This window comes from Plantactinospora sp. A48 (assembly GCF_055793945.1).
In genome coordinates this window covers 1-13,841 of sequence record NZ_JBTIXF010000026.1, presented here as the reverse complement: position 1 = coordinate 13,841, position 13,841 = coordinate 1, and the positions used below count along the sequence as shown (strand labels likewise).

13 protein-coding genes and 1 pseudogene are annotated in these 13,841 nt (G+C 72.3%); 10 read left to right on the top strand and 4 right to left on the bottom strand.

Translation table 11 applies throughout. From position 1 onward, the window contains the following. The 3 genes from ACXN5W_RS15615 to ACXN5W_RS15605 form a co-directional block, all read right to left on the bottom strand. Positions 1 to 3,597: an ATP-binding protein gene (locus tag ACXN5W_RS15615; protein ID WP_473159006.1), complete on the bottom strand. Its 3,597-nt coding sequence runs from the start codon at positions 3,595 to 3,597 to the stop codon at positions 1 to 3. Between the two features lie 214 nt (positions 3,598 to 3,811). After that, on the bottom strand, positions 3,812 to 4,174 hold the full coding sequence (locus tag ACXN5W_RS15610; RefSeq protein ID WP_473159005.1) for a hypothetical protein: 363 nt from the start codon (positions 4,172 to 4,174) through the stop codon (positions 3,812 to 3,814). Between the two features lie 12 nt (positions 4,175 to 4,186). Next, on the bottom strand, positions 4,187 to 4,504 hold the full coding sequence (locus ACXN5W_RS15605) for a hypothetical protein (protein WP_473159004.1): 318 nt from the start codon (positions 4,502 to 4,504) through the stop codon (positions 4,187 to 4,189). Between the two features lie 327 nt (positions 4,505 to 4,831). On the opposite strand from ACXN5W_RS15605, the gene folP reads away from it, so the two are divergent. The 7 genes and pseudogenes from folP to ACXN5W_RS15570 all read left to right on the top strand — a co-directional run bounded on the left by folP (position 4,832) and on the right by ACXN5W_RS15570 (position 9,802). After that, positions 4,832 to 5,782, top strand: a complete 951-nt coding sequence (folP, locus tag ACXN5W_RS15600; protein ID WP_473159003.1) for a dihydropteroate synthase — start codon at positions 4,832 to 4,834, stop codon at positions 5,780 to 5,782. A gap of 5 nt (positions 5,783 to 5,787) precedes the next feature. Continuing rightward, positions 5,788 to 6,141 (top strand): annotated as a pseudogene (gene folB / locus ACXN5W_RS15595) (dihydroneopterin aldolase); the annotation flags it as partial. Between the two features lie 122 nt (positions 6,142 to 6,263). Further along, complete coding sequence (folK, locus tag ACXN5W_RS15590; protein WP_473159002.1) at positions 6,264 to 6,791, top strand: 2-amino-4-hydroxy-6-hydroxymethyldihydropteridine diphosphokinase; 528 nt, start codon at positions 6,264 to 6,266, stop codon at positions 6,789 to 6,791. A 124-nt stretch (positions 6,792 to 6,915) separates the two neighbouring features. Further along, complete coding sequence (locus ACXN5W_RS15585; protein WP_473159056.1) at positions 6,916 to 7,395, top strand: DUF3180 domain-containing protein; 480 nt, start codon at positions 6,916 to 6,918, stop codon at positions 7,393 to 7,395. 214 nt (positions 7,396 to 7,609) lie between these two features. Next, entirely contained in the window at positions 7,610 to 8,833 is a 1,224-nt protein-coding gene (locus ACXN5W_RS15580; RefSeq protein ID WP_473159001.1) for an ABC transporter permease, read from the top strand. Between the two features lie 23 nt (positions 8,834 to 8,856). Continuing rightward, positions 8,857 to 9,162: a hypothetical protein gene (locus ACXN5W_RS15575; protein ID WP_473159000.1), complete on the top strand. Its 306-nt coding sequence runs from the start codon at positions 8,857 to 8,859 to the stop codon at positions 9,160 to 9,162. A gap of 148 nt (positions 9,163 to 9,310) precedes the next feature. Next, entirely contained in the window at positions 9,311 to 9,802 is a 492-nt protein-coding gene (locus ACXN5W_RS15570) for a hypothetical protein (protein WP_473158999.1), read from the top strand. Positions 9,803 to 9,869: 67 nt separating this feature from the next. On the opposite strand, the gene ACXN5W_RS15565 is transcribed toward ACXN5W_RS15570, so the two are convergent. Next, positions 9,870 to 10,898, bottom strand: a complete 1,029-nt coding sequence (locus tag ACXN5W_RS15565; RefSeq protein ID WP_473158998.1) for an ABC transporter ATP-binding protein — start codon at positions 10,896 to 10,898, stop codon at positions 9,870 to 9,872. A gap of 2 nt (positions 10,899 to 10,900) precedes the next feature. On the opposite strand from ACXN5W_RS15565, the gene ACXN5W_RS15560 reads away from it, so the two are divergent. From ACXN5W_RS15560 to ACXN5W_RS15550, 3 genes are all read left to right on the top strand, one after another. Then, positions 10,901 to 11,590 (top strand): ABC transporter permease, encoded by a 690-nt coding sequence (locus ACXN5W_RS15560; protein ID WP_473158997.1) that lies wholly within the window; start codon positions 10,901 to 10,903, stop codon positions 11,588 to 11,590. Next, entirely contained in the window at positions 11,563 to 12,315 is a 753-nt protein-coding gene (locus ACXN5W_RS15555; RefSeq protein WP_473159055.1) for an ABC transporter permease, read from the top strand. The genes ACXN5W_RS15560 and ACXN5W_RS15555 overlap by 28 nt, the downstream gene beginning before the upstream one ends. 388 nt (positions 12,316 to 12,703) lie before the next feature. Further along, a complete protein-coding gene (locus tag ACXN5W_RS15550) occupies positions 12,704 to 13,708 on the top strand; it encodes a glycine betaine ABC transporter substrate-binding protein (protein WP_473158996.1) in 1,005 nt (334 codons plus the stop codon). Positions 13,709 to 13,841: the final 133 nt, after the last annotated feature.

The window sequence follows — 13,841 nt, the reverse complement described above, 5'->3', positions numbered from 1 at the left end:
TCACGCCTCCGGATCGCTGATGCTGGCTGGCAACTGGCCCACGGTGGACGCCGCGGCGGCCGGTGTGGTGTCGAGGTGTTCCAGCAGTCCGGGGACGTAGGAGACATCGACCCGGACCTTCTGTACGCGGCCGTCGACGTCGCGCATCACGAACTCGCGGAAGCCGAGCCGGTCCGCCGACGCGGTGTCCACGGCGGACAGCGAGGCCAGGGTGGCCTCGTAGCCGTCGTTGACCGGTACGCGAAGCAGGCGGAGCGCCTCGGAGGCGATCTCCTCGTCCTCGGCGATCCGGCCGACGAAGACGGTGGAGACGAGGTTCTGGACGTCGAGTCCGAGGATGTCCTTGGGGTTCTGCGACGAGACCAGTGCGGCGAGGTTCCACTTGCGGGAGTCGCGGGCGAGCCGGACCAGGAAGGATCGTCCGGAGCGCCAGCCCTCCATGAAGTGCGCCTCGTCGAGGCCCACCAGCTTCCGGGCCGACATCGACCCGCCGTAGCAGCGTCGTACCGCGAGCCGGTGAGCGGTGTGGAGCATCGGCAACGCCAACGCCTCCTCGGCGGACCAGTATTCGCGTTCGATCTTCAGGTCGGGCAGTCGGAGGCCGGCCATGGTGATCACTGTGAGCGCGGCGTCGGCGCCCAGCAGGCCCTCCGGCGGCCGGCCGAAGAACAGCAGGGCCAGCGGCATCTCCGCGGTGTCCAACAGCAGGTTGGCCAGTTCCTTGCCGTCGTGGTCGTCCAGGCCGGCCAGGCAGGCCACCACGTCGTCCAGCCGGGAGGTTTCCTCGGCCGGTACCTGCCGGACCGCGTGCCGCAGCAGGGTGGCGGTGGACGCCTCCCGGGCCACCTGCGGCGGCACCAGCATCATGCAGATGTCCTGCACCAGCATCCGGCGCTCGGCGCGGGCGTTGGACACCGCGATCTCGTACTCGCGGTCCCCACCGGCCCCGCCGGGGAACTCGGTGCGCAGCGGCGTCGGAATCAGCGAGTACGGCGCAAGGGTGCCCTGCTCGGAACCGGTGAGGTTGAGCACCCGGGAGTACGGCCGCAGTTCCGGCATCGAACAGAGCCGGGCGAGCGGCCCCGAGGGGTCGAGCAGGGTCACCTGGACCCCCCGGCGGGCCGCCAGATAGCCGAGCGCGCCGAGCAGGGTCGACTTGCCGCCGCCGGGCTCGGCGACGAACACCGCCAGGCCGGAGCGCTCGCGTACCTCCATCGGGAAGTGCAGGTCGAGGAAGACCGGCCGGCGGCAGGTGCCGGCGGTCCGCCCGATCAGGTCGCCCCGTCGGTCGCCGACCGTGGACGCCGCCTGGGGTAGAGCCGCGGCGAGCAGCTTGACCGGCATCCGGCGGACGTAGCCGGTGTTCGCCACCGGTTCGCCCGGGATGAACTCCCGGGCCAGCCAGTCCTGGTTCTTCGGGTGTTGCAGGGAGACCCGCAGTTCCCGGGAGTAGAGCTGGATCAGCCGGCGGGCCCGCTCCAGACATTCCTCGCGGTTGCGACCACCCACCGCGATCCGGTGCCAGCCGTGTGCGCGCGCCGACTCCACCGGCAGGCCGGTGGTCATCTCGTCACCGATCACCAGCGCTCGTTTGGCGAGCCGTTCGAGCTCGGGCGGGGCGTCCATGCCGTGCTGCGCGTAGTCGAGCTGCTGGGACCGGATCATGCGTAGCCGGTGTTCGAGGTTGCGGAACGAGTCGCCGGGGCCGAGCAGGTCGATCCGGCTGGACAGTTCCATCGGCCAGGGCAACCGCTCGTGGAAGTGCAGCCAGGGCTCGTGCCGTTCGGGGATTTCCAGCGGCTCCATCCGGCCGACGGCCAGGACGGCGACGTGCCGTTCCTCGCCGGTCATCCGGTTGACCAGCTTGACGGTTGAGCCGTACGGCGTTCGGTACCGTTCGACCTGCTCGGTCAGCGCCAGCAGGTCACCGCGTTCCCAGTGCCCCCCGGAGACCGGGGAGAGCGTGGTCGGCGGCGCCATGCAGAGTGCCACCGAGCGGTAGAGCAGCCATTCCAACTCCCCGGCGGTGACCCGTCGGCCGCGCATCCCGAACGCGCCGAGCACCTCGTCGAACTGCTCGACGGTCCGGCCCAGCTTGCGGCGCTCGGCGTCCGCGACTCCCCGGCCGAAGGTCCGGAGCACCCGTTCGACGAGCGAGTCGCCCATGGAACGGCGGGCGAACGTCACGCCCAGGTACGTCTGCCCCTCGGCGTGGTTCACCGCCAGTAGGTGCCGTTGGGCGGCGACGAGATGGTCGGCCCAACTGGTGCCGTCCCGCACCGTGGGCAACGGACGGGCGGTGTGTGCGTCCAGGGTCCGGGCCCACTCGTCGGCGGGGAACGGCCGGGTGGTGCGGCGCAGGTGCAGCCGGAAACCGGCGAGCCCGGCGTACTGCTCGGAAATGGCCGAGAGCAGCGCCTCGCGTTCGGCGTCCGGCCGGAACGCCCAGCGGACCTCCGGCAGCCAGTACCAGGCGGTGACGGTGTTGGGGGTGAAGGTCAGGTGCCCGGCGATCTCGGTGATGGCCAACTCGACCGACGGGTCACGATCACCAAATTTGATCTTGGGAGCGCGTGCCGGCTGGGGCTTGGCGGTCCGCTGGCGACGTGGCTGCCGCCCGGTCTGCTCGGTGCGGGACCGCCCGCTCTTCTCCGCGCGGGACTGTCCGGTCGACTCGGCGGGGGTCTGTCCGGACTGCTCGCGGGTCCGGTCGGGCCTTGCCGGCCCGGTCCCGCGGGGTGCGGACGCCGGGTCCGCGGCACCGATCGACGGCGCGGGTCGGGTCGGTGCGCCGGACCGATCGGAGCGGTCGGGGGCGACGGTTCCCCGGGGATCTTCGGCGGTGCCCGCCGGGCCGGCTCGGTGGGTGGTCCGGGCGGCGGGGCCGATCGCCGCTCGCTCGGTACCGCCGAGGGCCGCCCGGGTCGGCTCGTCCCGGGTCGGCCGCCCCCGGCCGCCGGGTGCCGGCGGGGTGGCCTCGACGGAGGACCGTTCGACGTACGCGGGGACCCGCGGGGCGTCGGACTCCGGCCGCCGGGTGTCGGCGGGGTCGGCGGATCCGATCGGACCGTTCGACGACCGGATGCTGGACCGTGGGTCCACGGTGGCCGGTCCGTCGACCCGGTCGGGATCGGCGGCAACCGGCCGGTGCTCGGTGCGGTGGCGGTCGGCGGTTCGGGGGTCCGGCTCGGCGCGTCGCGGTGCCGGTGCCGGTCTGGGCGTGCTCCCCGCCCGAGGCGACGCCGCCTCCGGCGTGCTCGCCGGAGAGGTCGCTGCCGAGCCGGTCCGCCCGTTGGCCGACGCGGGTCCGGTGACCCGTTGACCGGACGGCTCGGCCGGACGCTGCTGTGGCGGGGTGGGCGGTGCCGGGGTGGCCCGGCGGCCCGGAGCGGCGCCGCCGAACAGGTCGAGGAACGGGGAGTCGATGTCGGGGTGTTCGGCCGAGCCCGGCCGATGGCCGGAAGGTCCGGTGCGACGGCGGACCGGCTGCGGCGGCCTGAACCGTGCCACGGTGCCCTTTCCGGGGCTGGTCACCAGGGCCGGGTCGAGCGATTCCTCGTCCACGCCATCACTGTCGTCGTAATCGATCGGTCGCACACCGTTACCTTCTGGGTCGGCCGGCGATGACGCCGGACGGTGGAAGCCCGGCGAGGAGGAGGGGTTCATCCCGTCGCCTCGTCCGGGTAGGTGCTCGCGGATGGTCCGGTGGAGCTCGTCCGGTGGCCGGCGCCGCCGGCCCGGACCGGGACGTGCGGGTGACCCGATCGAGGGTCCGGTGTGGCGGTCCGGTCGAACCGCCCGCGCGACACGCTCATACCAGTTCCTCCCGAACCCGGATGCGGGTGGCGACGAGTCGGGGGTCGCGCTGCTCGACGGCGGGCTCGCGGGTACGACGCCAGTCGGTGAGCGCGGTACGGATCACTGTGCGGGCCGGCCGGTCCGGATCGACGTACCGGAACACGAACGATGTGCTGACGATCGCGAGGGCGATCTCCCAGGCGGGGAAGAGATCGACTTCGAGTGTGAACAACCAGTGGATGAACACGTACAGCGGTACGAGCAACATGAAGAGCCCGTACTGGGCGTAGGGCAGGTGGACCGGCAGGGTGTAGCCGGGCGGGCCGAGGTAGACCAGGCGGGCCCGGTAGATGTCGTCGTCGGTGCGCAGCCGCATGTCGAGCCCGGCCTACTGGAAGATCAGGTTGATCAGGTAGTCACCGACGAAGAACAGTGTGGCGGCGCCGGCGATGAACGCCAGCCCCACGATCGCGATGGCGGAGCTGGTCAGCACCTTGGATATCTCACCCCGGCTCGCCCGTCCGATGAAGATGACCCCGAGCACGGCCAGCAGGATCGGGGCGATCTTGCTGGCGAAGAAGGTGACGACGTTCTCGGTGTTGATTGTGCCCTTGGGCTCGGGCGCCGCCGCGGCGGCCTGGGTCATCGCGTGCAGGGCGTGGCCGCCTCCGCTCCACACCAGTTCCACGAGTTCCGTGGCGATCATCCGATACCTCCCCAAGGCGCGGCCGGCGAAGCCGCACTGCGGTTGTCAGAGGGGCTGGAAAACGCCGGATCTGCCGGTCCTGGTGGACCCAACGTTCCCTGCCCGCAACGAGCAGTGACGAGTTTTGGGCGTGTTGTGGATACTTTGGCCCGTTCCCTTCAGCTTCGCCGTCTGGATGCCTCGCAACTGCACAGCGTACGGCCCGCCCCTTTCTCTAACAAGGCGTGACCGGAGTGCCCGATCGCGCGGACTGACCGGTTCATCGTACACCTGTACTATGAGCCCGGTTCGACGTGCGAGGACCCGCGGTCGGTACCGTCTGGAGACGTGACCGAACTGCTACGTTCCGGCCAGCCGGTGGTGATGGGTGTCCTCAACGTCACGCCCGACTCCTTCTCCGACGGTGGCCGCTACGCCGACCTGGCGACCGCGGTCGACCACGGCCGGCGGATGTACGCCGACGGCGCCGGGTTGGTCGATGTGGGTGGCGAGTCGACCCGGCCGGGGGCCGATCGGATCGACGTGGACACCGAGCTGACCCGGGTGCTTCCGGTGGTGCGCGCGCTGGCCGACGCGGGCGTACCGATGAGCATCGACACCACTCGGGCGGCCGTCGCCGAGGCCGCCCTGGCGGCGGGTGCGACGGTGGTCAACGACGTGTCCGGCGGGCTCGCGGACCCCGACATGGCCCGGGTGGTCGCGGCGGCGGGCTGCCCCTGGGTTCTCATGCACTGGCGAGGGCACTCGCGCCGGATGAACGAACTGGCCCGCTACACCGACGTGGTCGCGGACGTGAAGGCCGAACTGGCCCGACGGATCGACGCCGCGACCGGTGCCGGGGTGCCGGCAGACCGGATCATCATCGATCCCGGTCTCGGCTTCGCGAAGGCGGCCGAGGACAACTGGGCCCTCACGGCCCGGCTGGCCGAACTGCTCGACCTCGGCTTTCCGCTGCTGTTCGGGGCGAGCCGCAAGTCCTATCTGGGTCGCCTGCTCGCCGGGCCGGACGGTACGCCCAGGCCGGTCGACGAACGTGCGGCCGCGACCATCGCGACCAGCGTGCTCGCGGTGGCCGCCGGCGCCTGGGGGGTCCGGGTTCACGACGTCCGGGACACCGCGGACGCGCTGGCGGTCTGGCAGGCCAGTGGTCGGCCGCGGTTGGTACCCGACGGGACCGGCGGCCCGGCCGGTCCCGAGCATTTCCCCGGCGGCGGTCCGAGCCTGCTTCCCGGCGGCGGTCCGAGTCTGCCTCCCGGCGGCGCCGGGGGTGCGGGGTGACGGCGGTGCCGCGGGACGCGATCGTGCTCACCGGCCTGCGCGCCCGGGGTCGGCACGGCGTCTACGACTTCGAACGCGAACGCGGCCAGGAGTTCGTGGTGGACGTACGCCTGCTCCTGGATCTGGCCCCGGCGGCCCGGACCGACGACGTTGCCGACACCGTCCACTACGGCGAGTTGGCGCGGCGGCTCGTGGACATCGTCGGTGGCGAGCCGGTCAACCTGATCGAGACGCTGGCCGAACGGCTCGCCGAGGCCTGCCTCGCCGACGACCGGGTGGTCGGCGCCGAGGTGACGGTCCACAAGCCGCAGGCACCTATTCCATATGAGTTCGCCGATGTCGCGGTCACCGTCTCCCGGGGGCGGCAGCGGCGCACCGGGGACGCCGCCGAGGGGGAGCGCCGGGCCGCCGAGGGGGATCCGCGAACCGCCGAGGGGGAGCGCCGGGCCGCCGATCCGGCGCCCGACGAGGAGCCGGGGCGATGACCCGGGCCCTGCTGTCGGTGGGCAGCAACCTGGGCGACCGGCTCGGTCACCTGCGGATCGCCACGACGGGCCTGCGCGACGTGCTGCTGGCGGCGTCGCCGGTGTACGAGACCCCACCCTGGGGCGACACCGACCAACCGGCGTACCTCAACGTCGCCCTGCTGGTCGCCGCCCCGGTGGCCGGCCCGGGTGACTGGCTTGACCGGGCCCGCGAGCTGGAGTCGGCCGCGGGCCGGCGGCGGGATCCCGACCGCCGGTTCGGACCGCGGACCCTGGACGTCGACGTCATCGCCGTATGGGGACCGGACGGCGAGCCGGTGCTGAGCGACGACCCGGAACTGACCCTGCCGCATCCCCGGGCCCACCTGCGGGCGTTCGTGCTCCGACCGTGGCTGGATCTCGAACCGCACGGGCAGCTTCCCGGGTACGGCCCGCTGGCCGACCTGCTCGACCGGGAGCCGCTGGCCTCGGCGGCCCGGGAGCTGCGCCCCACGCCGGACGGCCCGATAGAGTCGGACCGGTGAGCGAGCGTAGCGAGCGGACCGTCGGGCTCAACGCGATCGGGCCGCACACCGGCGTCGGGCATGGTGGGACGTCGGCATGAGTGATCGGTCCACCCCGCCCCGCGACCCGGCGCCCAACCCGAGCATGGGCCCCACCAGACCCGCCAGCCTGGTGGTCGCCGGCCTGGCGAGCGCCGCTCTGGCCTGGCTGTTCATCAGCACCTTCTACGCCGACCTACCGAGCCTGCCCTGGCTGCCGGCGGTCACCCTCGCCGGCCTCGCCGTGCTGGAGGCGTACGCCGCCATCACCACCCGGGCCCGGATCGAGCGCCGGCCCGGACGGGAACCCGTCGAGCCGCTCGTGGTCGCCCGGTACGCCGTACTGGCCAAGGCGTCGTCGCTGGTGGGGGCCATCTTCGCGGGTTTCTGGGCCGGTCTGACGCTGTGGCTGGTGGCCGAGCGCACCAAGGCGGCCTCCAACGATCTGCCGGCCACGGTCGCTGGCCTGGTGGCCTCGCTCGGGTTGGTCGCCGCGGCGTTGTGGTTGGAGCGGTCCTGTCGGGTACCGGAACGGCCGGACGAGGACGAACCGGACGACGAAAACCGGCTGCCAGGCGGCCGGTAGACCCTGCTCACGGCCGGGACGGCCGGCTCGGGACGGCCGGCTGGTTGCACTCTGGTGACGACCGGTCGGCCAGGGGGTTACTTCCGGCCGGTCGTGCGGGTACGGTGCCTGCGACCGGGATCCGACGATCCGTGATCGGACGAGCGGCCCCCCATCGAGCGCGGGCACGCGGGTCGCGACCCCGGTCGGTCGGACGAGCCGGGAGGCGCATCGCATGACGTACGACGAGTCGCCCTATCGGCGCCGCGACCTGGACGACGCGGACCCGTACGGCGACGCGGACGGCGGGACCGCCCGCAGCCACCGGGCTCCGGCACCCGGGCTGGACGACGTGTTCGATGATCCGGCACACGGCGAGCCGGGACGGGATCGGCTCGCCGTACACCTGGGGTGGGAGGCGTTGCTGCTGGTCGCGGCGGCGACGCTCGGCTACCTGCTGTACCGCGACGATCCGGCCGCGTTGCGCGACCAGGGGCTTCGGGTGCTGCTGGTCTCCGCCACCGCGCTCGGCCTGCTCACCCTCGCCGCCGCATTCACCCTGCGGGCCGCGGTGCCCAACCTCGCGCTGGGACCCGTCGTGGTCGCGGCCGGCCTGCACTTCGCCGAGAACGGCGACCGGGGCGTGGTCAGCGCGATGCTGCCGGCGGTCGTGGTCGCGGCGGGCCTCGGGCTGGCCGTCGCCGTGCTCGTGGTCGGCTTCCACGTGCCCAGCTGGGCGGCCAGCCTGGCCGCGGCGCTCGGCGTCATCGTCTTCATCCAGCAACGGGGCGGGCCGGTCACCGTGCAGGGCGGGTACGACCCGACCCGTACCGCGGTCTACCTGTTCGGCGGGTTCGCCGCGCTGGCGGTCCTGGGCGGGGCGTTCGGCACGATCAAGTCGATCCGGCGCACCGTGGGCCGCTTCCGGCCGGTGGCCGATCCAGCCCGTCGGCGCGGGGTGGCCGCCGGCGTGCTCGCCACCGCGACCCTCGTCGGGTCGATGGTGCTGGCGACGGCGGCCGGCCTGCTGTTCGTGGCGGGCGGTACCGGCCCGGCCCGGCCGACGACCGGTCTGGACTGGACCGGCCTGGCGATCGGTGTCGCCCTGATCGGTGGCACGAGCGCCTTCGGTCGCCGTGGCGGTGTCTTCGGCACCCTGTTGTCGGTCCTGCTGACTACCCTCTTCCTGCGGTACTCGCAGGCGAAGGACTGGAACATCGCCCTGGCCGCCACGGCGGCGGCGGCCCTGGTCGGTGGCCTGCTGGTGACCCGGCTGGTGGAGCGGTTCGGCCGGCCCCGGTTGGCGGACTCCGGCGACGGCGACTGGGCGGTCGACTCCGGCGGCGAATGGTCGGGATCGGGCCATTCCGACTCGTGGGCGGCCACCCTGCCGGCGCAACCGGCGGAGTCGCGGCCCGACCCGTGGGACGCCGATCGCTGGGGGTCCACCGGCCGCTGATGGCGGCCGGCTAGTCTCCAGGCATGACGGAATCGCCATCCGCCGGGTCGCCAGCCGGCTTCGCGCAGCTCGACGCGCTCTCCACCGAGGAGTTGCGGGAGCGGGCGTTCGCCGTGGCCCGGGAGCACCGGGACATCCGGTTCTTCTGGTCGGTGCTTCGGCATCTGCCCAACGCCGACGAGGCGGCGGTGTTGGACGGCTCGCCAAATTCGGTCGGTCCGACCGTCGACGAGGCCGTCGCGCTCTGGCGGGAGCTCACCGGCCACGGGTACGAGGAGTCCGCCTCGCTGCTGCGGGCCGCCTTCATCGACTACCTGCTGAAGCACTGACCGCTGGGGCGCTGACCGCCGCAGCGCCGCCCATCGAGCGCTGAGCGCGCTGAAGTGCCGCCCACCGGGCGCTGACCGCACCGGTGCCCATTTACGAGTGCCGCTGCGCCAGGTTTGCTGGCGGGATCGTGCTGGGAATTATCGCCCCATGGCTCTCACCAACCGGTACAAGTCTGCGCCGGGCGCGGGCACACTCGCCGCGCTCATTCTGGTCCTGGTATTCGGCAGCCCCTGGTATGCCGACTGGGCCCGGGACAACACCAATCCCAGGACCGCCGGCGGCTGGTTCCTGCAACTGCTGGCCTGGCCGGCCTGGCGGTTCGACTCGTCCGACTCGATCCAGGACGTCGTCGCCGCCGACCTCAAGGCGATCCTGCTGATCGCCCTGACCGCGCTGTTCCTGTTCCTGCTGCCGGGTTCCCAGCTGGCCCGGGCGCGGGGAACCCTCAGCCAGTTCTTCGCCGGCTGGGCGTCGTACATCTTCGCCGGTGCCTTCGCGGCGCTGCTCACCGCGCTGATCAGGTCGAACCCGTCGCTGCTCGGCGCCTTTCAGGCGGCCGGTGACGGCGCCCGGTACGGCCTCTTCACCGGCTGGATCATCGGCATCGCCACCCTGGGTGGCTATCGCGGTCGCCGCTGACCGGCGGCGGAAGTCCAGCGCGAACCGCGACCCGTGCGGCCGACCCTCTCGGGAGCCGGCCGCACGGTCACGGCTGGCCGGTCTCGGCGGGATAGTCGATGCTGAGCACCCGGTGCCGGCTGAGCAGGCCGACCGGTTCTCCCTCGTGGAGCACCCGGGCGTGGTCGGCGTTCGTGACGAGCATGGTGGCGAGCGCGTCGTAGAGCGAGCTACCGGCCTGGACGGCCGGCAGCTTCTCGGCGTCGACGCCCTCGACCGGGTCCAGCAGGTCCCGGGTGACCGGCGTGACGGCGAGCCGCCGGATGCCCCGGTCTCTGCCGACGAACTCCCGGACGAACGGGGACGCCGGCTCGCCCAGCAGCGCCGCGGGCGGGTCGTACTGTTCCAACTTGCCGCCCTGGGAGAGGATCGCGATCCGGTCGCCGAGCCGGACGGCCTCGTCCAGGTCGTGGGTGACCAGCACGATCGTCTTGCGCACCTCGGCCTGTAGCCGCAGGAACTCCTCCTGGAGCCGGGTCCGGGCGATCGGGTCGACCGCGGAGAACGGCTCGTCCATCAACAGCACCACCGGATCGGCGGCCAGGGCTCGGGCCACCCCGACCCGCTGGCGCTGCCCGCCGGACAACTCGTGCGGGTACCGCCGGCCGAAGGTGCCGGGGTCGAGGCCCACCAGTTCGAGCAGTTCGTCCGCCCGGCTGCGGATGCGGGCCGACGGCCAGCCGAGCAGGCGGGGCACGGTGCCGACGTTCGTCCGGATGGTCTGGTGCGGGAAGAGGCCGACGTTCTGGATGACGTACCCCATCCGGCGGCGGAGCTGGACCGGGTCGACCGCCGTGACATCCTCGTCGCCCAGCAGGACCCGCCCCGAGGTCGGCTCGATCAGCCGGTTGATCATGCGCAGCACGGTGGATTTTCCGCAGCCGGAGGGGCCGATCAACACCACCAGCTCGCCCGCCCGGATCTCCAGGCTCAGATCGGCGACCGCGACGGTGCCATCCGGATACTGCTTGCGGATGTGCTCCAGGGTGATCGGAGCCGCGGCCACCGGTGGGGTGCGGCGGCCGGCGCCCGGATCGGCTTCCGGGGTAACGTCCACGTATGTCCTTCCACTTGAGCTATCAGGAAGCTCCGGGCAATCCGTGGTTCTCCTGGCAGTACGTGCGGGACAACTCCGAGACCATACTCGCCGCGTTACGCGAACACGCGACCCTGACCGCGCAGGCCATGCTGATCGCCGCCCTGGTGGCCATCCCGCTGGCCGTGGCGGCGTACTGGTTCCGGTCCCTCACCGGTCCGATTCTCGCACTCTCAGGGGTCCTCTACACGATTCCGTCGCTGGCCCTGTTCTCCTTTGTCGCCCCGTACCTCGGCACCGGGACCGCCACCGTGCTCATCGGGCTGGTGATCTACGCCCTGCTGCTGATCATCCGGAACACCCTGGCCGGGTTGAACCAGGTACCCGCCGACGTGCGGGACGCGGCCCAGGGGATGGGCTACGGGCGGTTCGCCAGACTGTTCCGGATCGACCTGCCGCTGGCGCTGCCCGGCATCCTCACCGGGCTGCGACTGGCCACGGTCTCCACGGTCGCCCTGGTGACGGTCGGCGTCCTGGTCGGGCACGGCGGCCTCGGGCAGCTGATCATCGGCGGCTTCCGGAACAACTTCTACCGGGCCGAGATCGTCACCGGAACGGTGCTCTGTGTGGCGCTCGCCCTCATCCTCGACCTCGCGCTGGCCGGGATCGGTCGGCTGCTCACCCCCTGGCTGACCCGGCGGAGCGCGCGATGAACCCCATCCAGCAGGCGGTGGTCTGGCTCAACGACCCGCTCAACTGGACCAACCCCGGCGGAATCTTCGACCGGCTGGGCGAGCACCTGTACCTGTCCGGCGCGGCGGTCGCGCTGGGCTGCCTGGTCGCCTGGCCGATCGGGGTTTGGCTGGGACACACCGGGCGGGGTGGCGGCATCGTGGTGCTGCTGTCCAACGTGACCCTGGCGATTCCCACGATCGCGCTGCTCACCCTGCTGCCCCTGACCGCCCTGGGGTTCGGTCGACCGCCGGTGATCATCGCGCTGTCCGTCTTCGCGGTGCCGCCCCTGCTCGCCAACGCCTACACCGGGATCCGGGAGGTCGACCCGGAGGCCCGGGACGCTGCCCGGGGCATGGGGCTCTCCGGCGCCCAGCTGTTGCGCCGGGTGGAACTGCCGCTGGCCGTGCCGTACCTCGCGGCCGGCTTCCGGACCGCCGCCGTGCAGGTGGTGGCGACCGCGGCGTTGGCGTCGTTCGTGAACGGTGGTGGCCTCGGCCAGATCATCAGTGCCGGGTTCGGCCTGAGTATCGCGGTGGGTGGTGGCCAGATCCTGGCCGGCGGGGTGTTGGTGGCCGGGCTGGCGCTGCTCGTGGAGCTGGCGGTGGGTGGCCTGGAACGGCTCGTCACCCCACCGCCGCTGCGGCGGGCCCGTCGACGTGCCGACCGCCGGGCCCGGTCCGCCGCCGCCGGAGCCGGCGCCTGACCACCCCCACCCCGGCACGGCCGCCCAGCCGGCACCGGTCCGTCGTCCACCACCCCGCGTCGGAATCCGGGTACGACGGGTTCCGACACCCCAATCCGGTATGCCCGGACTCGGCGCTGATCAGTCCACATTCAGACCTGATTGATCCGGTTCTGCCGGTATGACGGTTTGGGATGATCCAGCCCGGTCTACGCCGTTCCGCCCGGGTTGGGTGCCGCGTCCGTCGCTGACGCTGGTCAGATGACGATCAGGTGACAACATCGGCCCTCAATTTGTCGGTCCAACGTGAAAGATGTTGGGTTGGAGGTCGCGGGCGGCCAGTGGGTTCGCCCGTCGGACACGCGGCCGGCCCACACCGGGCCGCGCCGGGACACGGAAGGCGGGCGTAATGCGCTCACGTAACCGAATCGCTCTGGGCGCCGCGGGGGCACTCGCGGCGGTCGGATTCCTCACCGGCTGCGGTGGGGCCGGCTCCTCCGGCACCCAGGCGCCGCAGTCGGGCGCCGCGGGCGCCGGCTGCGCGCCGGTCGCCGGTGACCAGCTCGTCGTGCTGAACGACGACAAGAAGCTCCAGAACACCGACAACGTCATCCCGGCGATCAACTCCAAGGCGGCCACCCCGCAGCTCGTCGCGGCGCTGGACAAGGTCTCAGACTCGCTCGACACCACGAAGCTGATCCAGCTCAACAAGGCGGTCGACATCGATCGCAAGACGCCGAAGGTGGCCGCCGAGGAGTTCGCGGCGGCCAACAACCTCACCGCGGGCATCACCAAGGGGCCCGGCGGCTCGGTCACCGTGGGCGCCGCCAACTTCAGCGAGAGCCAGATCCTCGGCGAGCTGTACCGGATCGCCCTCACGACCGCGGGTTACGACGTCAAGGTGCAGCAGATCGGCAACCGCGAGCTGTACGAGCCGGCGCTGGAGAAGGGCCAGATCCAGGTCGTACCCGAGTACGCGGCGACCCTCGCCGACTTCCTCGGTGGCAAGGCCGCCGGACCGAGTGCCCCGCCGATCTCCTCCAGCGACCTGAACCAGACGGTCAGCGGCCTCACCGCCGCCGGGCAGAAGGTCGGGCTGACCTTCGGCAAGCCGTCGCCGGCGCAGGACCAGAACGCCTTCGCGGTGACCAAGCCGTTCGCCGACAAGTACGGCGTGCAGACCCTGTCCGACCTGGCCAGCAAGTGCTCCGGCTCGGCGACGGTGCTGGCCGGCCCGCCGGAGTGCCCGCAACGGCCCAAGTGCCAGGCCGGGTTGGTGCAGGTGTACAGCTTCATGGCCGGCTCGTTCAGCTCGCTGGACGCGGGTGGTCCGCAGACCAAGTCCGCGCTCAAGACCGGTGCCGCCAGCGTGGGCCTGGTCTTCTCCTCGGACGGGTCGCTGGCCGCCGGCTGAGGTTGGAACTGGGGTTGGGTTCCGCCGGTTCCCAGGGTGTGGGGTTCCGCCAGATCCGGGGGTGGGGGGGGGGGGGGGGGGGGGGGGGGGGGGGGGGGGGGGGGGGGGGGGGGGGGGGGGGGGGGGGGGGGGG

Coding starts and splice junctions, on each gene's coding strand:
- ACXN5W_RS15585 (WP_473159056.1), top strand. CDS start 6,916: ATGGGCCCCACCAGACCCGCCAGCCTGGTGGTCGCCGGCCTGGCGAGC.
- ACXN5W_RS15610 (WP_473159005.1), bottom strand. CDS start 4,174: ATGCGGCTGCGCACCGACGACGACATCTACCGGGCCCGCCTGGTCTAC.
- ACXN5W_RS15605 (WP_473159004.1), bottom strand. CDS start 4,504: ATGATCGCCACGGAACTCGTGGAACTGGTGTGGAGCGGAGGCGGCCAC.
- folK (WP_473159002.1), top strand. CDS start 6,264: ATGACCCGGGCCCTGCTGTCGGTGGGCAGCAACCTGGGCGACCGGCTC.
- ACXN5W_RS15575 (WP_473159000.1), top strand. CDS start 8,857: ATGACGGAATCGCCATCCGCCGGGTCGCCAGCCGGCTTCGCGCAGCTC.
- ACXN5W_RS15580 (WP_473159001.1), top strand. CDS start 7,610: ATGACGTACGACGAGTCGCCCTATCGGCGCCGCGACCTGGACGACGCG.
- ACXN5W_RS15570 (WP_473158999.1), top strand. CDS start 9,311: ATGGCTCTCACCAACCGGTACAAGTCTGCGCCGGGCGCGGGCACACTC.
- ACXN5W_RS15560 (WP_473158997.1), top strand. CDS start 10,901: ATGTCCTTCCACTTGAGCTATCAGGAAGCTCCGGGCAATCCGTGGTTC.
- ACXN5W_RS15550 (WP_473158996.1), top strand. CDS start 12,704: ATGCGCTCACGTAACCGAATCGCTCTGGGCGCCGCGGGGGCACTCGCG.